This window comes from Caenimonas terrae, from assembly GCF_042655405.1.
In the GTDB taxonomy this organism is placed as follows: domain Bacteria; phylum Pseudomonadota; class Gammaproteobacteria; order Burkholderiales; family Burkholderiaceae_C; genus Ramlibacter; species Ramlibacter terrae_A.
In genome coordinates, this window is the sequence record NZ_JBHSMF010000002.1 from 763424 (window position 1) to 784231 (window position 20808).

The following is a 20808-nucleotide window of genomic DNA, read 5'->3' on the forward strand; positions in this document are numbered from 1 at the left end:
CGCAGCGACGCTGTTTGGCTTCTGAGGGAGGGGGATTGTAGTCCCGGCTCCGGCCCGCACCGGTCACGACAGCCGTGCCGAAAACAGCCTGATCCGCTGCTGCGCAACCGACGCGCACATGGCGTCGGGCAGGGACGCAGCGCCGCATGCAGGCCGCCCACGTCAGATCTCGACGACCTCGAAATCGGACTTGGCCACGCCGCAGTCCGGGCAGGCCCAGCTGTCGGGAATGTCGGCCCAGCGGGTGCCGGGCGCCAGGCCGTCCTCGGGCCGGCCGGCGGCCTCGTCGTAGATGAAGCCGCAAACGATGCACAGATAGGTTTTCATGATTCGGGTAGTGACTGGTGACTGGTGACTGGTGGCGGGTGGCTCAGGCGGCAACGCGCAGCTTGTCGAGCTGCGCCTGGTAGTTGGCGGCGTGCCGCTCTTCCACCCTGGCCAGGGCGGCGAAGCGCTTCTGCGCTTTTTCCAGCGTGGCGCGGAACTGCGCGGCATGGACCTTCGACTCCTCGATCTGCTGGTTCATTTCCGCCGCGGCGGCGGCGTTGCCTTCGGCCTCGGCGGTGTTGCGAAAGCCGGGGTACATCTCGCTGTACTCGTAGGTCTCGCCGTCGATGGCGATCTGCAGCGCCTTCGCCGGCGTCATGTCGGCCTTCGGATACAGCAGGTCGAGGTGGCCGAATGCGTGCGCCACTTCCTGGTTGGCGGTCTCCTCGAAGGTGCGCGCGGTTTCCTCGTCGCCGGCCTCGCGCGCCAGCCTGGCGAAGTAGCGGTACTTGATGTGCGCCATGGACTCGCCGGCGAAGGCGGCTTCCAGGTTGGCGAAGGTCTTGATGTCGGGGCGTTGCAGGGCAGCCATGGGATCTCCTTGGTCAAAGCCGATTGAGGGAATCGATCGGCACATTTGAGATGGTAGGCATTGGCTATATCAAATGCCAATTGCTTCTGGCTAAACGATGGATAGCCCCCATTTGGCGCGGCAGTATCATCCGCCGACATTCCACCCAACGAGGAGCGGCCATGGCACTGATGGATTTCATCAAGAAACAGTTCATCGACATCATCCAGTGGACCGAGGACCGCGACGGCACGCTGGCATGGCGCTTCCCGATGCAGGACATGGAGATCCAGAACGGCGCCTCGCTGACGGTGCGCGAATCGCAGATGGCGGTGTTCGTCAACGAGGGCAAGGTCGCCGACGTCTTCGGCCCCGGCATGTACAAGCTGACCACCCAGACGCTGCCCGTGCTGACCTACCTGAAGAACTGGGACAAGCTGTTCAAGTCGCCCTTCAAGACCGACGTCTATTTCTTCAGCACCCGCCAGCAGGTCGACCAGCGCTGGGGCACGCCGCAGCCGATCACCATCCGGGACAAGGACTTCGGCGCCGTGCGGCTGCGGGCCTTCGGCAATTACAACTACCGGATCGGCGACCCCAAGCTGTTCCACACCCAGATCTCCGGCACCCGCGACCTGTACACCGTCGGCGACCTCGACGGCCAGTTGCGCGGGATGGTGCTGCAGCACATCTCGGATGCCATCGCCAGCAGCGGCCTGCCCTTCCTGGACCTGGCGTCCAACCAGACCGAGTTCGCCCGGGCCCTGGCCACCGAGCTGGCGCCGGCCTTCGAGGCCATCGGCCTGAAGCTGGAAGGCATGACGGTGCAGAACCTGTCGCTGCCCGAGGAGCTGCAGAAGCTCCTGGACCAGCGCATCGGCATGGGCATGGTCGGCAACGACATGGGCAAGTTCATGCAGTACCAGACCGCGCAGGCCATTCCCGAGATGGCCAAGGGCGTGGGGTCCGGCGGCGGCGGCGGGATTGCCGGCGACGCCATGGGCCTGGGCGCCGGCATCGCCATGGGGCAGGTGCTGGCCAAGAACCTGCAGGAAGGCCTGCAGGGCGGAGCCGCCTCGCAGGCTGCCGCGGCCGCGGCAGCCGTCCCGGTGAAAGCCGACGACGTCATGGCCACGCTGGAAAAGCTCGGTGAGCTCAAGGCCAAGGGCATCCTGACGCAAGAGGAATTCGACGCCAAGAAGGCGGAGCTGCTCAAGAAGCTGGTGTGACGCCGCAACGCGTCTACCGCGCACCCTGCCCCGGCTGCGGGGCACCGGTCGAATTCCGCAGCGCCCAGTCGACCTACGCCGTCTGCAGCTTCTGCCACAGCACCGTCGTGCGCGACGGCGAGACGCTGTCGCGCATCGGCAAGATGGCCGAGGTGTTCGACGACCACAGCCCGCTGCAGCTGATGGCGTCGGGCCGCTGGCAGGCCCGACCCTTCACCCTGGTCGGCCGGCTGCAATACAAGGGCCCGAGCGGCAACTGGGCCGAATGGAACGTGCTGTTCGACGACGGCAGCGGCGCAACGCTGGCCGAGGACAACGGCGCCTACGTCATGGCTTTGCCGGCGGCCGCCAACCGCGAGCTGCCGCCGGCGGAGCGGTTCCGGGTCGGCGCCGCCACCGCCATCGACGGCAAGACCTACAACATCGCGTCGAACGAGGCGGTGATGCTGGCCTCGGCGCAGGGCGAGCTGCCCAAGCTGCCGCCGCTGGGCCAGCCGTTCCCGATGGTGGAGCTGCGCAGCGCCGACGGCGAGGTGCTGAGCATCGACTACGGCTCGGTGCCGCCGGCCGTCACCCGCGGCCGCGCCGTGCTGCTGGAGGAGCTGCAACTCAGCGGCCTGCGCGAGGACAGCGTCAAGGAGGAAAAGGCGCGGCAGTTCTCCTGCCCCAACTGCGGCGCCCCGGTGGAAGTGCAGCTGGAGCAAAGCAAGAGTGTCACCTGCCGCTCCTGCAACAGCGTGATCGATCTGAGCCGCGGCATCGGCGCCCAGCTGTCGCACGTGCGCCAGGAGGAGAGCATCGAACCGCTGATCCCGCTGGGCAGCACCGGCCAGCTGCAGGGCGCAACCTGGCAGGTGGTGGGGTTCCAGCACCGGATGGGCCACGAGCCCGGTGAGGACGAGCAGTTCGGCTGGGACGAGTACCTGCTGTACAACCGCCAGCGCGGCTTCATCTTCCTGGTCGATACCGAGGAAGGCTGGAGCGTCGTCAAGCCCACCACCGGCGCGCCCAAGTACGCCGACGGCGCGGCCTTCGCCAGCTACCTGGGCACCAGCTATCAACTCAAGTACAGCTACCAGGCGACCACCTCCTTCGTGGCGGGCGAGTTCTACTGGCCGGTGGCGCGCGGCCAGACCAGCTTCAACCGCGACTTCGCCAGCGGCGCCAGCCTGTTGTCGATGGAGCAGACGCCGCGCGAGATCACCTGGTCCAGCGGCAGCACCATCGACAGCGACACGGTGGCCAAGGCCTTCGGCGTCCAGGACAAGAAGCAGTTGCTCAAGCGCAGCGACGCCGGACCGACCAGCAGCGCAGGCATCGGCGGCATCGGTTGCGGCACGATCATCCTGCTGGTCATCGTGCTGCTGATCCTGCTGGTGCTGATCCGCGCCTGCTCGGACCAGGCGCCCGGCGGCGGCGGCAGCTTCCGCAGCGGCGGCGGCTCGTTCGGCGGCTATTCCGGCGGCGGCGGCCACAAGTAGCTTTCAAGATTTCACAAGGAGAACCCCATGGACATCGAATGGCTCAAACCGGCCGCCTTCTTCGGCTCCATCGTCTACGCGCTGGTCGGCGTCGTCGTGTTCTGGCTGGGCTTCATCGTCATCGACCTGCTCACCCCCTACAAGCTGTGGGAGGAGATCGTCGAGAAGCAGAACCGCGCGCTGGCGCTGGTGGTGGCCTCGATGGCGCTGGGCATCTCGATCATCGTGGCCGCCGCCATCCACGGGTGAGCACCACCGCCGTCCGCCCGGACGCTCCGGCGCCGCGACCGCTGGAGGTCGCGCTGCTGGCCTCGGTGTTCGTGGTCGCCGCCTGCGGGCTGGTGTACGAACTGGCGGCCGGCGCGCTCGCGTCGTACGTGCTGGGCGACTCGGTGCTGCAGTTCTCGACCGTCATCGGCAGCTACCTGTTCGCGATGGGCGTGGGCTCCTGGCTGTCGCGCTTTTTCGAGCGCCAGTTGCCGGCCCATTTCCTGCGCATCGAACTGCTGGTGGCGCTGGTGGGCGGCCTCATGCCCGCCACCCTGTTCCTGGCCAACGCCTACGCGCCATCCGCCTTCCGCTTCCTGCTGTACGCCCTGGTGCTGGCGGTGGGAACACTGGTGGGGCTGGAGATCCCGCTGGTGATGCGGATCCTGCGCCGCAACGTGGTGCTCCGGGAGCTGGTGTCGCAGGTGCTCACCTTCGACTACCTCGGTGCCCTGGCCGTGTCCGTCGCCTTCCCGCTGCTGCTGGTGCCGCAGCTGGGGCTGATCCGCACCGGCGTGCTGTTCGGCCTGATGAACGCCGCGGTGGCGCTGTGGGCGTTGTGGCTGTTCCGGCACGAGCTGCGCCGGTTGCGCGCCCATGTCCTGGCCTGCGCGCTCACGGTGGCGGCGCTGGCGGCCGCCTTCGCCGGCGCGGCGCAGATCACCACGCTGTCGGAAGACCGCTTCTACCAGGACAGCATCGTGTTCAGCGCCACCTCGCCATGGCAGCGCATCGTCGTCACCCACGGCCGGGCCGGCTACCGGCTGTTCCTCAACGGCAACCTGCAGTTCTCCGAGCGTGACGAATACCGTTACCACGAGGCGCTGGTCCATCCGGCGATGGCCGCGCACGGCGCTGCGCGCAAGGTGGCGGTGCTGGGCGGCGGCGACGGCCTGGCGGTGCGCGAGATCCTGCGCTATCCGGGCGTGGAGAGCGTGACGCTGGTCGAACTGGACCCCAACATGACGCAGCTGTTCTCGAGCCACCCGGCACTGTCGCGCCTGAACGGCGGATCGCTGGCGTCGCCCAAGGTGAAGATCGTCAATGCCGACGCCTTCAAGTGGCTGCAGGAGTCGCGCGAGACCTTCGACGTGATCGTGGTCGACTTTCCCGATCCGACCAACTTCTCGATCGGCAAGCTCTACACGCAGTCCTTCTACGCGTTGCTGGAGCAGCGGCTCGCGGCCAGCGGCTACGCCGTGGTCCAGACCACCTCGCCCCTGGTGGCCCGCCAGAGTTTCTGGACGGTGGTGACGACGCTGGAATCGGTCGGGCTGCGCGCAGCGCCCTATCACGCCAACGTGCCCAGCTTCGGCGAGTGGGGCTACGTCATCGCCAGCCGGCGGCCGTTCCGGATGCCGCAGGAGCTGCCGGCCGGACTGCGCTTCCTGACGCTGGAGAGCCTGCCGCAGCTGTTCGATTTTCCGCGCGACATGGCGCGGGTGCCGGCCGAGGTCAACCGCCTGTCCAACCAGGTGCTGGTGACGACCTACGAGCGCGAATGGGGCAAGGTGACCCAGTGACGCTGCCTTCGGGCCCGGGGCCGGACGCGCTGACGCGCCGCGCGCTGCTGATGGCTGCCGCGACGCCCTTGCTCGCCTGCAGCGGCGCGCCGGAAATTCCCGGCGGGTTCAACGGCATCGGCCACGAGCGCGGCCACCTGCTGCGCAACCGCTCCGGCGTGGCGCCTCCCTCGACCACGCGGCGCACGCGGGTGCTGATTGCCGGCGCCGGCATCGCGGGGCTGGCCGCGGCGCGCGCGCTGCGGCTGCGCGGCATCGACGACGTCGTGCTGCTGGAGCTGGAGGACAGCGCCGGCGGCAACAGCCGCGGCGGCATGGTCGGCGGCATCGCGTGTCCGCTCGGCGCGCATTACCTGCCGCTGCCGGGCGACGATGCGCCCCAGGTGCAGAACCTGCTGGAGGAGCTGGGCCTGCGGCGCCGGGTCGCCGGCCGCTGGCAGTACGACGAGCGCCACCTGTGCCACAGCCCGCAGGAGCGGCTGTTCTTCGAGGGCCGGTGGCAGGACGGCCTGCTGCCGCTGCAAGGCGTGGGCGCGGGCACGCTCGCGCAATACCGGCGCCTGTCGCAGCGGGTGGAGGATGCGCGCAAGGCCGCCCGCTACTCGGTCCCGCTGGCGGACGCGCCGGCATCCGCGCCGCAGCTTGCGCTCGATGCCCAGACATTCGACGCGTGGCTGCAGCGCGAACAGTTCACCGATCCGCACCTGCGCTGGTACCTGGACTACTGCTGCCGCGACGACTATGGGGCCGGCCTGGCGTCGGTTTCAGCCTGGGCCGGCATCCATTACTTCGCGAGCCGGCACGGCTTTCACGTGCCGGGCGACGGACCCGATCGCGACGCCGTCCTGACCTGGCCGCAAGGCAACGCCTGGCTCAGCGAACGCATGGCCTGGCCGCTGGGCGAGCGCCTGCGCACCGGCCGCGTGGTGACGCGGATCGAATCGCTGCGCCATGAGGTGGAAGTGGATGCGGTCAACGTCGCGACCGGCGTGGCCGAGCGCTGGCAGGCCGAGCGCTGCATCGTGGCGCTGCCGGTGTTCGTCGCCGCGCGCGTGGTCGAAAGCCCGCCGGCCCTGCTGCAGCAGGCGGCCGCGCGCATCCGCCATGCGCCCTGGGTGGTGGCGAACCTGCACCTGCGCGAGCCGCTGGCGGACCGGCGCGGCCCGGCGCCGGCCTGGGACAACGTGCTGTACGGAACGAAGGGCCTGGGCTATGTCGACGCCCGGCACCAGAGCCTGGACCCGACACCGGGCCCGACCGTGCTGAGCTGGTACCGGCCGCTGGGTGACGAGCCGGGCGCCCGCCAGCGCCTGCTCGACCAGCCCTGGACGGCGTGGCGCGACCAGATGCTGGCCGAACTGTCGGTGCCGCATCCCGACATGGCGGCCAAGGCCAGCCGGGTCGAGGTGACCCGCTACGGCCATGCGATGGCGATGCCGCAGCCCGGCACGCTGCGGGCCTGGGCCGGACGCGCGGCCCTGCGCAGCGACCGGCTGCTGTTCGCGCACAGCGACTGGTCGGGCTACTCGGTGTTCGAGGAAGCGATGGCGGCCGGGCACGAGGCGGGCCGCCGCGCCTGACCCGTCCAACCCGGCGCGCTCAGGCGCGCATCAGCGCTTCGATCTCGTCGGCCATGACCGGCACGCCGCGCGAGATCAGCTCGCAGCCGGTCTCGGTGACGATGGCGTCGTCCTCGATGCGGATGCCGATGTTGTGGAACTTCTCGGGCACGCCCTCGCCCGGGCGCACGTACAGGCCCGGCTCGATGGTCAGCACCATGCCGGGCTTGAGGATGCGGCTGGGACGGTTCTTGATGATCTCGCCCGACAGCGGGTCCTTGCGCTCGTTCACCTCGCCGACCTGCGACGGCTCGACGTAGCTGCCGCAGTCGTGCACGTCCATGCCCAGCCAGTGGCCGGTGCGGTGCATGTAGAACTGGAAGTAGCTGCGGTTGTCGATCACGTCCTGGGCGCTGCCGACCTTGTTGCGATCGAGCAGGCCGACGTCGAGCATGCCCTGCGCCAGCACCTTCACCGTGGCGTCGTGCGGGTCGGTGAAGCGCGCGCCGGCCCGGGTCGCATCGACCGCGGCCTGCTGGCTGGCCAGCACCAGGTCGTACAGCGCGCGCTGCGGCCCGCTGTACTTGCCGTCGGCCGGGAAGGTGCGGGTGATGTCGCTGGCGTAGCCGTCCAGTTCGCAGCCGGCGTCGATCAGCACCAGCTCGCCCTTGCGCACCGGCGCCACGTCGGCGCGGTAATGCAGCACGCAGGCATTGGCGCCGGCGGCGACGATCGAGCCATAGGCCGGGTACTGCGAGCCGCCGAGGCGGAATTCATGCAGCAGTTCGGCATCCAGGTGGTACTCGCGCACGTCCTTGCCTTCGCGCAGCATCTTCGCGGACAGCTGCATGGCGCGGATGTGGGCGCGGGCGCTGATCTGGGCGGCGCGGCGCATCGTGTCCTGCTCCGCCGCGTCCTTCACCAGTCGCATCTCGTCGAGGATGGCGCACAGGTCGCGCTGCTGCTCGGGGCACAGCGCCCCGTAGCGCACCCGTGCCCGCACCTTGTTCAGCCAGCCGCCGACCCGCGCTTCCAGGCCCTCGTGGATCGCGAACGGAAACCAAACGGCGTCGCGGTTCTCCAGCAGCTTGGGCATCTGCTCGTCCAGCTGCGCCACGGCCATCGCGTTGTCCACGCCCAGCGCCGCCGGCGCCGCGTCCGGCCCGAGCCGGAAGCCGTCCCAGATCTCGCGTTCCAGGTCCTTCGGCGCGCAGAACAGCGTGCTCTTGCCGTCGCCGGTGATGACCAGCCAGGCGTTCGGCTCGGTGAAGCCGGTGAGGTAGTAGAAGTAGCTGTCGTGCCGGTACAGGAAATCGCTGTCCCGGTTGCGCGGCCGCTCCAGCGAGGTCGGGATGATGGCGATGCCCTCGGCGCCGATCTGGGCGGCGACGCGGGCGCGGCGCTGGGCGTAGGTGGTGTTGATTTCGGACATAGATGGTGTTCTCACGCTGGTGCGTTGGATTGTGCCAACTGTTCGAGCTGCTGCGGGGTTCCCACGTTGTGCCACTCGCCAAGGTACGGCGCGACGCGAATGCGGCGCTCTCGCATGCCTTCGAACAGGAGCGGCCCCAACGGCACCTTGCGGCCGACAGGAATGTGCGAGCAAAGCCCGGCCCGCACCAGCGCGATGTTGCTGTAGGTCCATCGTTGGCCGTCGGGCCCGGGGCCGTCGGCCAGGCCGAAGCCATCGGCGTCGATGCCGAAATCGCCCTGCGCGTGGAACGGCGGATTCGGCACCAGCCAGAGGTGGGCAAGCAGTTCACTGGTGGCGAATCGAGCCGCCGCCGCGGGGTCGAAGTCGAAGGCGGGCGCGTGGATGTCGCCCGAGACCAGCCAGAAACTCTCCGCCAGCAGCGGCAACGCCTTGGCAATCCCGCCGGCGGTCTCCAGCGCGCCGCCGTGGTCGCGGCCTTCGCGCGAGTAGTGGATGCGCAATCCCCAGCGCGAACCGTCCCCCAGGGACGCGATCAGCCGTTCTTCCTGCCAGGCCGTGTTGATCACGACGCTGCCGATGCCGGCTCGAGCCAATGCCTCCAGATGCCACTCGATCAGCGGCTTGCCGCGCACCGGCAGCAGCGGTTTGGGGCAGCTGTCGGTCAGCGGCCGCATGCGCTCGCCGCGGCCGGCCGCCAGCACCATCGCCTGCGCACCGCTCACTGGCCGTCCCCGCGATCGAGCGAGCGCTGCTCGGTCCATTCCGGCTGGAAGCGGTTCACCAGCGCGTCCATCAGCTGGCGCGCCTTGGCCGAATGGTCGGCGCTGAAATTGCAGACATACACGTCGGCCGTCACCGAGCGCTGCTCCGGCCAGGTGTGCAGGCAGACATGGGATTCGGCCAGCAGCACCGTCGCCGTCACGCCGCCGGCGCCGGCGGCGGTCGCGGGAAAGGTGTGGAACAACTGGTCCACCGGCTGCAATCCGGCGGCTGCCACCGCCTCCACGCACCAGTCGCCCAGGCGCTGCGCATCCGTCAACCAGGCGCCGTCGCAACGGCACCGGTACAGGTCGGCGGTGAGGTGGAGTCCTTGCATGCACCCCACTGTAGACGATGCGGCCGGCGGCGCCGGGCCCGCCCGGGCCGCGAAGGAGCAGCAGGTAAAATCCCGGGTTTTCCCGACCCTTCCCCCCGGAGTTCTCCCCGATGGCCAACACCTCCCTGATGGCGAATGCGATCCGCGCGCTCGCCATGGACGCCGTACAACAAGCCAATTCGGGACATCCCGGCGCCCCCATGGGCATGGCCGAAATCGCCACCGCGCTGTGGGGCCGGCACCTGAAGCACAACCCCGGCAATCCGCACTGGTTCGACCGCGACCGCTTCGTGCTGTCCAACGGCCACGCGTCGATGCTGCTGTATTCGCTGCTGCACCTCAGCGGCTACCAGCTGCCGGTGCGGGAGCTGCGCAATTTCCGCCAGCTGCACAGCAAGACGCCCGGCCATCCGGAAGTGGACGTCACCCCCGGCGTGGAAACCACCACCGGCCCGCTGGGCCAGGGACTGACCAACGCCGTCGGCATGGCGCTGGCGGAAAAGCTGCTGGCGGCCGACTTCAATCGCGCCGGCCACGCCGTCGTCGACCACCACACCTACGTGTTCATGGGCGACGGCTGCCTGATGGAAGGCATCAGCCACGAGGCGTGCGCCCTGGCCGGCGCCTGGAAGCTGAACAAGCTGGTCGCCATCTACGACGACAACGGCATCTCGATCGACGGCCAGGTGACGCCCTGGTTCGTCGACGACACGCCGGCCCGCTTCAAGGCCTACGGCTGGAACGTGATCGGCCCGGTCGACGGCCACGACGTGGAGGCGGTGGACCGCGCCATCGCCGATGCCCGCCGCAGCGCCAGCAACGGCAGCACCGGCCCGACGCTGATCGTCGCCAAGACCCACATCGGCAAGGGTTCGCCCAACCGCGCCAACACCGCCAAGGCCCATGGCGAACCGCTGGGCGCCGACGAGATCGCCCTCACCCGGACCGCGCTCGGCTGGGCGCATGAGCCGTTCCAGCTGCCGCAGGCCGCCTACGACGACTGGGACGCCAAGGCCAAGGGCAAGGCCGCCGAAGCCGAGTGGACGGCGCGCTTTGCCGCCTACCGCCAGGCCCATCCCGAGCTGGCCGCCGAATTCGGCCGGCGCATGAAGGGCGAGCTGCCGCGCAACTTCGCGCAGGTGGCGGTGGATGCCGCCGTCAGCGCGCACGTCAAGGCGGAGACGGTGGCCTCGCGCAAGGCCTCGCAGCTGGCGCTGGAAGCCTTCACCGCGGCGCTGCCGGAGATGCTGGGCGGCTCGGCCGACCTCACCGGCTCCAACCTCACCAACACCAAGAGCACGCCGCCCCTGCGCTTCGACCTGGCGGGCAACGTCAAGCTGTCGGAGGACGGCAAGATCGGTCGCCACATCAACTACGGCGTGCGCGAATTCGGCATGGCCGCGATCATGAACGGCATCGCGCTGCATGGCGGCTACATCCCCTACGGCGGCACCTTCCTGACCTTCAGCGACTACAGCCGCAACGCGATCCGGATGGCGGCGCTGATGAAGCGCAGGGTCGTGCACGTGTTCACCCACGATTCCATCGGCCTGGGCGAAGACGGCCCCACCCACCAGTCGATCGAGCACGCCGCCAGCCTGCGCCTGATCCCCAACGTGGACGTCTGGCGCCCCTGCGACACGGCCGAGACCGCCGTGGCCTGGACCGTCGCCCTGCAGAACATGAACCGGCCGACCGCGCTGCTGCTGTCGCGGCAGAACCTGCCCTACGCGCCGAAGGCGGGGCTGGAAGACATCAGCAAGGGCGCCTACGTGCTGGCCGAGCCGGCCGAGGTGGGACTGGCCAAGAAGGCGCAGGCCGTGATCATCGCCACCGGCTCCGAAGTGCAGCTCGCGCTCAAGGCGCAGGAGCAACTGGCGCAGCGCAATATCGCGGTGCGCGTCGTCTCGATGCCCAGCACCACCGCCTTCGACCGCCAGAGCGCGGCTTACAAGGTCTCCGTGCTGCCGGCCGGCATTCCGCGCATTGCGGTGGAAATGGGCGCCACCGACGGCTGGTGGAAATACGGCTGCGCCGCGGTGGTCGGCCTCGACACCTATGGCGAGTCGGCCCCGGCCAGCGTGCTGTTCAAGCACTTCGGCTTCACGCCGGAAAACGTCGCCGACACCGTGCGCAAGGTGCTGTCGGGCAACTAAACACCGTTCGGGCTGAGCCTGTCGAAGCCTTCGACAAGCTCAGGTCGAACGGATCTTGGCTTTCATCTCAGGAGTGCTTTCATGACCATCAAGATCGGCATCAACGGCTTCGGGCGCATCGGCCGCAACGTGCTGCGCAGCGCAGTGCAGAACTTCAGCGACATCGAGATCGTCGGCATCAACGACCTGCTGGAGCCCGACTACCTGGCCTACATGCTGCAGTACGACAGCGTGCACGGCCGCTTCCAGGGCGAGGTCAAGGTGGACGGCAGCACGCTGATCGTCAACGGGAAGAAGATCCGCCTGACGCAGGAGCGCGACCCGGCCAACCTCAAGTGGGGCGAGATCGGCGCCGACATCGTGCTGGAGTCGACCGGGCTGTTCCTGGACAAGGCCGGCGCCGGCAAGCACCTGGCCGCCGGCGCCAGGAAGGTGATCATCTCGGCGCCCAGCAAGGACGACACGCCGATGTTCGTGTTCGGCGTCAACCACAACAGCTACCAGGGCGAGGCCATCATCTCCAACGCCTCGTGCACCACCAACTGCCTGGCGCCGCTGGCCAAGGTGGTCAACGACAAGTGGGGCATCAAGCGCGGCCTGATGACCACCGTGCACGCGGCCACCGCGACGCAGAAGACGGTGGACGGCCCGAGCAACAAGGACTGGCGCGGCGGCCGCGGCATCCTGGAGAACATCATCCCGTCGTCCACCGGCGCGGCCAAGGCGGTCGGCGTGGTGATCCCCGAGTTGAACAAGAAGCTCACCGGCATGAGCTTCCGGGTGCCGACCTCCGACGTCTCGGTGGTGGACCTGACCTGCGAGCTGGTCAAGGAAGCGACGCTCAAGGAGATCTGCGCCGAGATGAAGGCGCAGAGCGAAGGCGCGCTCAAGGGCATCCTGGGCTACACCGAGGACAAGGTGGTCGCCACCGATTTCCGCGGCGATCCCCGCACCTCGATCTTCGACGCCGACGCCTCGATCGCGCTGGACGGCACCTTCGTCAAGCTGGTGTCCTGGTACGACAACGAATGGGGCTACTCGAACAAGTGCCTGGAGATGGTGCGCGTCGTCGCCAAGTGACGCAAGCGTAGCGGCGTCATCCAGGGCTCGACCCGGGATCCAGAGGTCCGAAAGCAAATACCGTCATCAAGAAGGGAGGCTGGAGCTTCTTTCCTGATCGACGGTATTTTTTGGCCCGCCCCAGTCTGGATGCCGGGTCAGGCCCGGCATGACAACCACCGGGCTGCATGACGCGGCTTACGCCGGCGTATCGCCCTGCAGCGTGATGCGGTGCATCACGCGCCGGAAGCCGTGGTAGTCGTTGACCGGGTTGTGCTGCACGCAGCGGTTGTCCCAGAACGCGATCGCGTTGGGCTCCCAGACGAAGCGGCAGGTGAATTCCGGCTTGACCTGGTGCTCGAACAGGAAGCGCAGCAGGGGTGCGCTTTCCTCGTCGGTCATGCCCTTGATGCCGGCCGTGTGCGCCACGTTCACGTACAGGGCCTTGCGCCCCGTCTCCGGATGCGTGCGCACGATTGGATGCTCGGCCAGGTATTGCTTGGGCGCTTCCTGCTTGCCGCCCTCCTTGATCCGGTCCTCGCGCGTCTTGCTGACGTCGGCCTTGGCCGAACTGCTGATGCCCTTGAGGTTGGCCAGCAATCCCTTCATCGTGTCCGACAGCGCATCGTAGGCCGCGTACTGGCTGGCGAACAGCGTGTCGCCCCCGTACGGCGGCACCTCGCGCGACAGCAGCATCGAGCCCATCGGCGGCTGGTCCAGATAGGTCGTGTCCGAATGCCAGATGCCGCCGAAGTTGCTCTTCTCGTGCTCCAGCTTCTTGACCTCGATGATGTGCGGGAAGCCCTCGATGCCCTTGACGAAGGGGTACTCCACCGGCTCGCCCATCGCCCTGGCGAAATCGAGGAATTGCTGCGGCGTCAGGTTCTGGTTGCGCAGGAAGATCACTTGGTGCTCCAGGAAGGCCCGGCGCAGGTCGGCGGCGAGCGCCGGTGACACGCCGTCCGCGAGATTCACCCCGGAGAGTTCGGCGCCCAGCGCGCCGGCGATGCGTCGGATGTCCATGCTCAGTGCTGGTGTCCGTGTTCGCCGTGCACGTGGCGGTGGCCGATCTCTTCCTCGCTGGCGGCGCGCACGCCGGTGACCTTGAGCGTGAATTTCAGCGCCTTGCCGGCCAGCGGATGGTTGGCGTCCAGCAGCACCTGCTGGCCCTTGATCTTCACCACGTTGAACACCTGCTTGCGGCCGTCGTCGGTGTAGCCCTCGAGCTGGCCGCCCACCTTCACGCCGGGCGGGAAGTCCGCGCGCGAGATGGTCTTGGCCAGCCCTTCGTCGCGCTCGCCGAACGCATCCTTGGCGTCGAGCGCCAGCGTCACCTGGTGGCCGGCCTCCTTGCCGTCCAGCGCCTGCTCGATCTTCGGCAGCGTGTTCTCGTAGCCGCCGTGCAGGTAGGTCATCGGCTTGTCGCTGGCCTCGACCAGCTTGCCCTGGGCATCGGCCACCCTGTATTGCAGGGTGACCACGGTGTCTTTTGCGATTTTCATGCCGCGATTTTGCCGGACACCGGGTCCGGCCTCTCCTCGCGCCCGCCCGGGTGCCTGGCAAAGCGCGCCGGATCGGTGCCGTGCACCGGTGCGCTGTCGGGCCAGGGCCAGCCGCCGAACTGGGTGCGGCGGTAGTCCTGCATGGTCTGCATGATCTCGGCCTGGGTGTTCATCACGAACGGCCCGTATTGCACCACCGGTTCGCCGACCGGCTTGCCCTGCAGCAGCAGGAACTCGCCGATGCCGTCGCCGTTGACCAGTTCCACCTGCGCATCGGCCTGCAGCTCGATCACCGACGCCGGCTGGACGTCGCGGCCGGCGACCTGCACTGACGCGCCCTTGAAGAAATACAGGCGCCGCTGCGTGCCGTCGCCGCCGGCGGCGGGCAGGGTCCAGCGCGCGCCCGGCTCCATCGTGACGGTCCAGATCGCGACGTCGGATTGCGGCTGCGCGGCCCAGGAATCGGGCGGCGGGGCCAACGGCTTGCCGGCGCCCTCCAGTGCCCCGGCGATCACGGCGACCTCGGTCTTCCTCCCCGCCGCGTCGGTGTCCACCTTGCGCGGAATCTGGCCCGACCAGAGCATGGTGAAGTGCGGCGGCGCCATCTTGCTGCGGGCCGGCAGGTTCAGCCAGATCTGGAACAGCTCCAGCGGGTTGTCCTGATTGGCGTCGAGCAGCGGGAACATTTCGGAGTGCACGACCCCCTGGCCGGCCGTCAGCCACTGCACGTCGCCCTGGCCGAAGCGCGCGGTCGCGCCCAGCGAATCCGAATGGTCGATCAGGCCCTTGCGCACGATGGTCACGGTCTCGAAGCCGCGATGCGGATGGGCTGGAAAGCCGGGCACGCTGTCGCCGTGGTACATGCTCCAGCCGTCCTTGCGGCTGAAGTCCTGGCCGATCTCGCGGCCGGCCAGCGCCGCCGGCAGCACGCCCAGCTTGCCGTTGGACTTGGGATAAGCGTCGTCGTGGTAGGCGCAGAACAGGAAGGGATCGGATGTTTCCCAGGGGAAGCCCAGCGGCTTAACGCCGAGGACGGCAGACGCGGTCGTGGTTGGCATGGACACTCCAAAACACCCAGGTGAGGGCCTGGAGATTGTCTTTCAAGCCAGCCGGCTGAACAGCGTCAGCGCCAGCGGCCCATGCGGCAGCAGCGCCACGCCGTCACGCCTCGTCCCGCACCTTGTACTGGGACACGAGCTGCCGCTGCACCGTGGGCGGCACCGGCTCGTAGTGGCTGAATTCCAGCCGGAAGCTGCCCTGGCCGCCGGTCAGCGCGTTCAGGCGCGACTGGTAGCTGGCCAGCTCCGACAGCGGTGCCTGCCCGACCACCGTCAGCGCCCCGTTGCCGCCGGACTGCGTGCCGTTGACCTGGCCGCGCCGCGAGGACAGGTCGCCGGTGATGTCGCCGATGTTGGCTTCCGGCGCCGCGATCTCCATGTTGACGATCGGCTCCAGCACGTTCGGCGCCGCCGCCTGGACGGCGGCGATCACCGCCTTGCGGCCGGCGGTGATGAAGGCGATCTCCTTGCTGTCGACGCTGTGGTGCTTGCCGTCGTAGACCACCACCCGCAGGTCCACCACCGGATAGCCGGCGATCACGCCCTGCTCCAGCGCCTGGCGCACGCCCTTCTCCACCGCGGGGATGAAGTTGTACGGGATCGCGCCGCCCTTGACCTGGTCGACGAACTCGAAGCCGGAGCCGCGCGGCAGCGGCTCCACCTTCAGGAACACCTCGCCGAACTGGCCGGCGCCGCCGGTCTGCTTCTTGTGGCGGAAGTGGCCCTCGGCCGGGGCGGTGATGGTCTCGCGGTAGGCGATGCGGGGCGGCCGGGTGTTCACTTCGCACTTGTGGACCTCGGTCAGGCGCTCCAGCACCGTGCGCAGGTGCAGCTCGCCCAGGCCGTAAACCACGCTCTCGTTGGTGGCCGGCACGTGCTCCACCCGCAGGCAGGGGTCTTCGCTCACCAGCTTCTGCAGGATCTCGTGCAGCCGCTGCTCGTCGCCGCGGCGCTTGGGCTCGATCGCCAGGCCGTGCACCGGCACCGGGAACTCCAGGGGCTTCAAGTGGATGTGGTCGTCCTCGGCGGCGTCGTGCAGCACCGCGTCGAAGTGCAGCTCCTCCACCTTGGCGATGGCGCACAGGTCGCCCGGCAGCGCGCGCGGCACCTCGGCGAATTCCTTGCCCTGCAGCATGAACAGGTGGCCGACCTTGAACGGGCGGCGGCCGTCGCCGACGAACAGCTGGCTGTCGCGCGTGATCGTGCCCTGGTGCACCCGGATGATCCCCATCTTGCCGACGTAGGGGTCCTGCGTGATCTTGAACACATGGGCCAGTACGTGCTTCGCGGGGTCCGGCACTGCCTCGATCGGCTTGGCCTGGGCGCCTTCGCCCCTGAGGAATTCCGGCGGATTGCCCTCACCGGGGTTGGGCAGCAGCCGCGCGATCACTTCCAGCAGTTCCGGCACGCCGGCGCCGGTGCGCGCCGACACGAAACACACGGGGATCAGGTGTCCTTCGCGCAGCGCCTGTTCCAGCGGCGCGTGCAGCTCGGCCGGGTCGACGTCGCCGTCGTTGAGGTAGCGCTCCACAAAGGCGGCGTCCACCTCCACCACCTGCTCCACCAGCGCCCGATGGGCCTGCTCCACCGAGGAGAAATCGGTGGCGGTGCCGGCATCGGCCTTGTTGTAGAAACAGTCCACCACCCGGGCGCCGCGGCCGGCCGGCAGGTTGACCGGCAGGCATTCGCGGCCGAACTCGGCCTGGATCTGCTGCAGCAGCGCCTGCGGATTGACGCCCTGGGCGTCGATCTTGTTGACGACGATCAGCCGGTCTCGCCCGCGCTGCGCCGCCCACTCCATCATCTTGCGCGCCATCGGCTCGACGCCGGCGGTGGCGCTGATCACGACGGCGGCGGTCTCCACCGCTTCCAGCGCCGGCAGCGACTGGCCCAGGCACTCGGGCGCGCCGGGCGTGTCGATCAGGTGGGTCTGCACGTCGCCGATGCGGAAATGCGCCAGCGACGAATTGAGCGAGTGCAGCGCCTTGCGCTCCAGCGGGTCGTGGTCGGAGACGGTGGTGCCGCGTTCCACGCTGCCCGGCGCTCCGATGGCGCCGGCCTTCCACAGCAGGGCCTCCACCAGGCTGGTCTTGCCCGCCGTGGCTGGGCCCACCAGGGCCAGGGTCCGCAGCGCGGCGATGTCGGGCATGGGCATGGACGTCTCCGGTGGAAACAGGGGCCCATGGTAAGCCGGACCGCGGCGCCTTGGAACTGGGAAAACGCCGCGCCGTGAAACCGGCTGTGCCGGACGGATTCCCGCAATGCGATGGCGCTTGTCCTACACCACGTGAGTGCCTGCTCGCTACGCTTGCACCCCATGGAACCAGACAAAGCAAAAGAGCGCAAGCCGCGCCGCGAATACGAAGTGGCTTACTACACCAAGGAGCTGGGCCGCACGATCCAGCGCAAGCTGCTCCAGCAGCAGATGGAAGCCTCGGGCTCGGCGTCGAGCTCGGCGCACGGCGAAGACAGCTCCTTCGACTCCCACGGCAATCCGCCGCAGCACGACCGGGCCGGCTAGCGCCCACGGCGCGCCGCTTTTCGCGTAGGCTGTCCTGTCCCGATCCGGGGCAACGTCTTCACGAGAGGTCCCCCCAGCATGGCCAACCCGAGTGTCCATCCCGCCCTGGCCGCAGTGCGCAAGTCAGGCGTCCAGAAGGTCAAGGTGGCCTGCAGCGACATCGACGGCGTGCTGCGCGGCAAGTACCTGCACAAGGACAAGTTCGAGGGCGCGACCGACGACGGCTTCGGCTTCTGCGACGTGGTGTTCGGCTGGGACATGGGCGACAGCCCGTACGACAACGCCGCCGTCACCGGCTGGCAGCACGGCTTCCCGGACGCGCTGGCGCGGCTGGACCTGGACACGCACCGTAACGTGCCGTGGGACGGCGGCATCGATTTCTTCCTTGGCGAATTCATCAACACCGACGGCACGCCCTATGCCGTGTGCCCGCGCCAGACGCTCAAGCGCGTGCTGGCGCGGGCCCACAAGCTGGGGTTCCAGGTGATGACCGGGATGGAGTTCGAGTGGTTCAACTTCGTCGAGACGCCGCAGTCCTGGGCCGCGAAGAAGGGGGTCGGGCCGGAGACGCTGACGCCCGGGATGTTCGGCTACTCGCTGCTGCGGGTGAACCAGAACCGCGAGTTCTTCAACGCCATCATGGACGAGATGCAGGCGTTCCGGGTGCCGATCGAGGGCCTGCACACCGAGACCGGGCCCGGCGTCTACGAGGCAGCGCTGGGCTTTTCCGAGGCGCTGGAGCAGGCCGACCGGGCCATCCTGTTCAAGACCGGCGCCAAGGAGATCGGCGCGCGCTTCGGCATCATGCCCAGCTTCATGGCCAAGTGGAACGCGCAGCTGCCCGGCTGCTCCGGCCACATCCACCAGAGCCTGTCGGACGGCAAGGCCAACCAGTTCTACGGCGCCGACAGCCCGCGCAAGATGAGCCCGCTGTTCGAGAGCTACCTGGCCGGCCAGGTGGCCTGCCTGATGGAATTCGCGCCGATGTTCTGGCCCACCATCAACAGCTACAAGCGGCTGGTCGACGGCTTCTGGGCGCCGGTCAAGCCGACCTGGGGCATCGACAACCGCACCGCGAGCTTCCGGGTGATCACCGGCGGGGTCAAGAGCACGCGGCTGGAAACGCGCTGCCCCGGTTCCGACGTCAATCCCTACCTGGCGATGGCGGCCGTGATCGCTGCCGGCCTGTACGGCGTCGAGAAGGGCATGAAGCTCACGGCGCCGCCGATCACCGGCACCAACCAGGGCGCCGAGGACATTCCCCGCGCACCGCGCTCGCTGAACGAAACCACCAGGATCTTCCGCAACTCCACGATCGCGCGCGAGATGCTGGGCGACACCTTCGTCGAGCACTTCGCCGCCACCCGCGAGTGGGAATGGCGCCAGTGGCTGGATGGCGTGACCGACTGGGAATTGAAGCGCTACTTCGAGATCATCTGAGCACCCATGGACATCCGCCAGCTCACCCCCAGCGACGCCCCGGCCTACCGGGCGCTGCGCCTGCGCGCATTGCGCGAACACGCCGAGGCGTTTTCGTCCAGCCACCAGGACGACGCGCTGCTGCCGCTGGCCCACACCGAAAAGCGGCTGCTGCCCGGCGAAGGCAGCCGCTTCTGGGGCGCCTTCGACGGCCAGCGCCTGTGCGGCATGGTGGGGCTGGAGCGCGAGCAGCGCAGCAAGACCCGGCACAAGGCCAAGGTGGTGGGCATGTACGTCGCACCCGAGGACGCCGGCCGCGGCATCGGCCGGGCGCTGCTCGACCGGCTGGTGGCGGAGGCGCGGCTGGGCGGCGTCGAGCTGCTGGTGCTCACCGTCACCGACGGCAACAAGCCGGCGACGACGCTCTACCAGCGCGCCGGCTTCCATTCCTTCGGGGTCGAGCCGGACGCGATCCGGGTCGACGGCCGCAGCTTCGCCAAGCGCCACATGTACATCGAACTGAAACCGACATGAGCATCAACAGCTTTTCCTTCCCGACGGCGATCAAGTTCGGCCCCGGCGCCCGCAAGGAGGTGGCCGCCCACCTGATCGGGCGCGGCTTCAAGCGACCGCTGATCGTGACCGACAAGGCCATTGCCATGCTGCCGGTGCTGGCCGAGTTCAAGCGCCACCTGGACGGCCTGCAGGTCTCGGTCTATTCCGGCGTGCACGGCAACCCGACGGCGCAGCAGGTGATGGACGGGGCGCAGGCCTTCCAGGCCCATGGCGCGGACTGCGTGATCGGCTTCGGCGGCGGCGCCGCGCTGGACGTGGCCAAGGTAGTCGGCATCCCCGCCACCCACGGCGGCCACATCATCGAATACGCCTGGGACCATCCGCAGGCCAGGCGGATCGACAAGGAGCTGCCCTACTTCGTCGCCCTGCCCACCACCTCCGGCACCGGCTCGGAAGTCGGGCGCTCGGCGGTGATCAGCGAGGACCAGACGCACCTCAAGCGCATCATCTTCAATGCCAGGGTGCTGGCCCGCGTGGTGTTCGCGGACCCGGAACTGACGCTGGGGCTGCCGCCCCACGTGACGGCGGCCACGGGCATGGACGCGCTCACCCACAACATCGAGAGCTACCTGTCGCCGGCCTACCACCCGCTGTGCGACGGCATCGCGCTGGAGGGCACGCGGATCGCGGCGCGGGCGCTGGTGAAGGCGGTGGCGCAGCCGCAGAACCTGCAGGCGCGCGGCGACATGATGATGGCCTCGATGATGGGCGCAATCGCATTCCAGAAGGACCTGGGCGCCGTCCATTCCTGCGCCCACGCGCTGGGCGCGGTGTGCGACCTGCACCACGGCCTGGCCAACGCGCTGATGATCGACACGGTGCTGGCCTGGAACTACGAGGCGGCGCCGGAAAAATTCGCCGAGCTCGCCCACGTCTGCGGCGTGGCGGGCGGCGGCCCGGCCTTCGTGCAATGGCTGCGCCAGCTCAAGGCGCGCGTCGGGATCACGAGCCGGCTGGCCGACCACGGCGTCAAGCCGGAGCAGCTGCCGCGGCTGGTCGAGATTGCGGTGGCCGACATCTGCCACAAGACCAACCCGCGGCCGGTGGCGGCGGCCGATTTCCGCCGCCTGTTCGAAGAGGCCATGTAAG

The 20808-nt window shown here is 68.7% G+C and carries 20 protein-coding genes; 11 read left to right on the forward strand and 9 right to left on the reverse strand.

Annotated features, from left to right (window positions below; genetic code table 11):
- Nucleotides 1-162 precede the first annotated feature (162 nt).
- The gene (locus ACFPOE_RS03770) at nucleotides 163-327 is read right to left on the reverse strand and encodes a rubredoxin (RefSeq protein WP_376848654.1); all 165 of its coding nucleotides are present in this window, start codon (nucleotides 325-327) and stop codon (nucleotides 163-165) included.
- Nucleotides 328-370: 43 nt separating this feature from the next.
- Complete coding sequence (locus ACFPOE_RS03775; RefSeq protein ID WP_376848655.1) at nucleotides 371-859, reverse strand: rubrerythrin family protein; 489 nt, start codon at nucleotides 857-859, stop codon at nucleotides 371-373.
- A gap of 161 nt (nucleotides 860-1020) precedes the next feature.
- Here ACFPOE_RS03775 and ACFPOE_RS03780 point away from each other — a divergent pair, with 161 nt between their 5' ends.
- From ACFPOE_RS03780 to ACFPOE_RS03800, 5 genes are read left to right on the forward strand one after another with little or no spacing between them, the layout of a single operon-like run.
- The gene (locus ACFPOE_RS03780) at nucleotides 1021-2067 is read left to right on the forward strand and encodes an SPFH domain-containing protein (protein WP_376848656.1); all 1047 of its coding nucleotides are present in this window, start codon (nucleotides 1021-1023) and stop codon (nucleotides 2065-2067) included.
- Entirely contained in the window at nucleotides 2064-3548 is a 1485-nt protein-coding gene (locus ACFPOE_RS03785; RefSeq protein ID WP_376848657.1) for a DUF4178 domain-containing protein, read from the forward strand. The genes ACFPOE_RS03780 and ACFPOE_RS03785 overlap by 4 nt, the downstream gene beginning before the upstream one ends.
- Before the next feature lie 27 nt (nucleotides 3549-3575).
- Nucleotides 3576-3797 carry a DUF350 domain-containing protein gene (locus ACFPOE_RS03790; protein WP_376848658.1) on the forward strand — a complete coding sequence of 74 codons (222 nt, stop codon included), beginning with the start codon at nucleotides 3576-3578 and terminating at the stop codon, nucleotides 3795-3797.
- Entirely contained in the window at nucleotides 3794-5338 is a 1545-nt protein-coding gene (locus ACFPOE_RS03795; RefSeq protein ID WP_376848659.1) for a polyamine aminopropyltransferase, read from the forward strand. Before ACFPOE_RS03790 ends, ACFPOE_RS03795 begins: the two co-directional genes overlap by 4 nt.
- Nucleotides 5317-6918 (forward strand): FAD-dependent oxidoreductase, encoded by a 1602-nt coding sequence (locus ACFPOE_RS03800; protein ID WP_376848660.1) that lies wholly within the window; start codon nucleotides 5317-5319, stop codon nucleotides 6916-6918. The genes ACFPOE_RS03795 and ACFPOE_RS03800 overlap by 22 nt, the downstream gene beginning before the upstream one ends.
- Before the next feature lie 19 nt (nucleotides 6919-6937).
- Here ACFPOE_RS03800 and ACFPOE_RS03805 read toward each other — a convergent pair whose 3' ends face one another.
- Genes ACFPOE_RS03805 through speD form a run of 3 tightly spaced genes read right to left on the reverse strand, consistent with a single transcriptional unit; the run spans nucleotide 6938 to nucleotide 9428 of the window.
- Nucleotides 6938-8329, reverse strand: a complete 1392-nt coding sequence (locus ACFPOE_RS03805) for an aminopeptidase P N-terminal domain-containing protein (RefSeq protein WP_376848661.1) — start codon at nucleotides 8327-8329, stop codon at nucleotides 6938-6940.
- An 11-nt stretch (nucleotides 8330-8340) separates the two neighbouring features.
- The gene (locus tag ACFPOE_RS03810) at nucleotides 8341-9036 is read right to left on the reverse strand and encodes a nucleotidyltransferase family protein (protein ID WP_376848662.1); all 696 of its coding nucleotides are present in this window, start codon (nucleotides 9034-9036) and stop codon (nucleotides 8341-8343) included.
- 14 nt (nucleotides 9037-9050) lie between these two features.
- On the reverse strand, nucleotides 9051-9428 hold the full coding sequence (speD, locus tag ACFPOE_RS03815) for an adenosylmethionine decarboxylase (RefSeq protein ID WP_376848663.1): 378 nt from the start codon (nucleotides 9426-9428) through the stop codon (nucleotides 9051-9053).
- 110 nt (nucleotides 9429-9538) lie between these two features.
- Between speD and tkt the strand changes: the two genes are divergently transcribed.
- Complete coding sequence (gene tkt / locus ACFPOE_RS03820; protein WP_376848664.1) at nucleotides 9539-11584, forward strand: transketolase; 2046 nt, start codon at nucleotides 9539-9541, stop codon at nucleotides 11582-11584.
- A gap of 81 nt (nucleotides 11585-11665) precedes the next feature.
- The gene (gene gap / locus ACFPOE_RS03825; RefSeq protein ID WP_376848665.1) at nucleotides 11666-12664 is read left to right on the forward strand and encodes a type I glyceraldehyde-3-phosphate dehydrogenase; all 999 of its coding nucleotides are present in this window, start codon (nucleotides 11666-11668) and stop codon (nucleotides 12662-12664) included.
- Nucleotides 12665-12841: 177 nt separating this feature from the next.
- Here gap and ACFPOE_RS03830 read toward each other — a convergent pair whose 3' ends face one another.
- The 4 genes from ACFPOE_RS03830 to fusA all read right to left on the reverse strand — a co-directional run bounded on the left by ACFPOE_RS03830 (nucleotide 12842) and on the right by fusA (nucleotide 17358).
- The gene (locus ACFPOE_RS03830; RefSeq protein ID WP_376848666.1) at nucleotides 12842-13666 is read right to left on the reverse strand and encodes a TauD/TfdA dioxygenase family protein; all 825 of its coding nucleotides are present in this window, start codon (nucleotides 13664-13666) and stop codon (nucleotides 12842-12844) included.
- A 2-nt stretch (nucleotides 13667-13668) separates the two neighbouring features.
- A complete protein-coding gene (locus ACFPOE_RS03835) occupies nucleotides 13669-14145 on the reverse strand; it encodes an FKBP-type peptidyl-prolyl cis-trans isomerase (RefSeq protein WP_376848667.1) in 477 nt (158 codons plus the stop codon).
- Nucleotides 14142-15203 (reverse strand): pirin family protein, encoded by a 1062-nt coding sequence (locus ACFPOE_RS03840; RefSeq protein WP_376848668.1) that lies wholly within the window; start codon nucleotides 15201-15203, stop codon nucleotides 14142-14144. The genes ACFPOE_RS03835 and ACFPOE_RS03840 overlap by 4 nt, the downstream gene beginning before the upstream one ends.
- 103 nt (nucleotides 15204-15306) lie before the next feature.
- Complete coding sequence (fusA, locus tag ACFPOE_RS03845) at nucleotides 15307-17358, reverse strand: elongation factor G (protein WP_376848669.1); 2052 nt, start codon at nucleotides 17356-17358, stop codon at nucleotides 15307-15309.
- A gap of 162 nt (nucleotides 17359-17520) precedes the next feature.
- On the opposite strand from fusA, the gene ACFPOE_RS03850 reads away from it, so the two are divergent.
- The 4 genes from ACFPOE_RS03850 to ACFPOE_RS03865 all read left to right on the forward strand — a co-directional run bounded on the left by ACFPOE_RS03850 (nucleotide 17521) and on the right by ACFPOE_RS03865 (nucleotide 20807).
- Entirely contained in the window at nucleotides 17521-17724 is a 204-nt protein-coding gene (locus ACFPOE_RS03850) for a hypothetical protein (protein ID WP_376848670.1), read from the forward strand.
- A 78-nt stretch (nucleotides 17725-17802) separates the two neighbouring features.
- Nucleotides 17803-19164 (forward strand): glutamine synthetase family protein, encoded by a 1362-nt coding sequence (locus ACFPOE_RS03855; RefSeq protein ID WP_376848671.1) that lies wholly within the window; start codon nucleotides 17803-17805, stop codon nucleotides 19162-19164.
- 6 nt (nucleotides 19165-19170) lie between these two features.
- Nucleotides 19171-19677, forward strand: coding sequence for a GNAT family N-acetyltransferase (locus tag ACFPOE_RS03860; protein ID WP_376848672.1), 507 nt, complete (start codon nucleotides 19171-19173; stop codon nucleotides 19675-19677).
- Nucleotides 19674-20807, forward strand: coding sequence for an iron-containing alcohol dehydrogenase (locus ACFPOE_RS03865; RefSeq protein WP_376848673.1), 1134 nt, complete (start codon nucleotides 19674-19676; stop codon nucleotides 20805-20807). Before ACFPOE_RS03860 ends, ACFPOE_RS03865 begins: the two co-directional genes overlap by 4 nt.
- Nucleotide 20808 lies beyond the last annotated feature (1 nt).

What these genes read in the sequence shown, in the direction of transcription:
- ACFPOE_RS03770 (WP_376848654.1), bottom strand. Translation starts at nt 327, where the DNA reads ATGAAAACCTATCTGTGCATCGTTTGCGGCTTCATCTACGACGAGGCC.
- ACFPOE_RS03775 (WP_376848655.1), bottom strand. Translation starts at nt 859, where the DNA reads ATGGCTGCCCTGCAACGCCCCGACATCAAGACCTTCGCCAACCTGGAA.
- ACFPOE_RS03780 (WP_376848656.1), top strand. Translation starts at nt 1,021, where the DNA reads ATGGCACTGATGGATTTCATCAAGAAACAGTTCATCGACATCATCCAG.
- ACFPOE_RS03790 (WP_376848658.1), top strand. Translation starts at nt 3,576, where the DNA reads ATGGACATCGAATGGCTCAAACCGGCCGCCTTCTTCGGCTCCATCGTC.
- ACFPOE_RS03800 (WP_376848660.1), top strand. Translation starts at nt 5,317, where the DNA reads ATGGGGCAAGGTGACCCAGTGACGCTGCCTTCGGGCCCGGGGCCGGAC.
- ACFPOE_RS03805 (WP_376848661.1), bottom strand. Translation starts at nt 8,329, where the DNA reads ATGTCCGAAATCAACACCACCTACGCCCAGCGCCGCGCCCGCGTCGCC.
- ACFPOE_RS03810 (WP_376848662.1), bottom strand. Translation starts at nt 9,036, where the DNA reads ATGGTGCTGGCGGCCGGCCGCGGCGAGCGCATGCGGCCGCTGACCGAC.
- speD (WP_376848663.1), bottom strand. Translation starts at nt 9,428, where the DNA reads ATGCAAGGACTCCACCTCACCGCCGACCTGTACCGGTGCCGTTGCGAC.
- tkt (WP_376848664.1), top strand. Translation starts at nt 9,539, where the DNA reads ATGGCCAACACCTCCCTGATGGCGAATGCGATCCGCGCGCTCGCCATG.
- gap (WP_376848665.1), top strand. Translation starts at nt 11,666, where the DNA reads ATGACCATCAAGATCGGCATCAACGGCTTCGGGCGCATCGGCCGCAAC.
- ACFPOE_RS03830 (WP_376848666.1), bottom strand. Translation starts at nt 13,666, where the DNA reads ATGGACATCCGACGCATCGCCGGCGCGCTGGGCGCCGAACTCTCCGGG.
- ACFPOE_RS03835 (WP_376848667.1), bottom strand. Translation starts at nt 14,145, where the DNA reads ATGAAAATCGCAAAAGACACCGTGGTCACCCTGCAATACAGGGTGGCC.
- ACFPOE_RS03840 (WP_376848668.1), bottom strand. Translation starts at nt 15,203, where the DNA reads ATGCCAACCACGACCGCGTCTGCCGTCCTCGGCGTTAAGCCGCTGGGC.
- fusA (WP_376848669.1), bottom strand. Translation starts at nt 17,358, where the DNA reads ATGCCCATGCCCGACATCGCCGCGCTGCGGACCCTGGCCCTGGTGGGC.
- ACFPOE_RS03850 (WP_376848670.1), top strand. Translation starts at nt 17,521, where the DNA reads ATGGAACCAGACAAAGCAAAAGAGCGCAAGCCGCGCCGCGAATACGAA.
- ACFPOE_RS03855 (WP_376848671.1), top strand. Translation starts at nt 17,803, where the DNA reads ATGGCCAACCCGAGTGTCCATCCCGCCCTGGCCGCAGTGCGCAAGTCA.
- ACFPOE_RS03860 (WP_376848672.1), top strand. Translation starts at nt 19,171, where the DNA reads ATGGACATCCGCCAGCTCACCCCCAGCGACGCCCCGGCCTACCGGGCG.
- ACFPOE_RS03865 (WP_376848673.1), top strand. Translation starts at nt 19,674, where the DNA reads ATGAGCATCAACAGCTTTTCCTTCCCGACGGCGATCAAGTTCGGCCCC.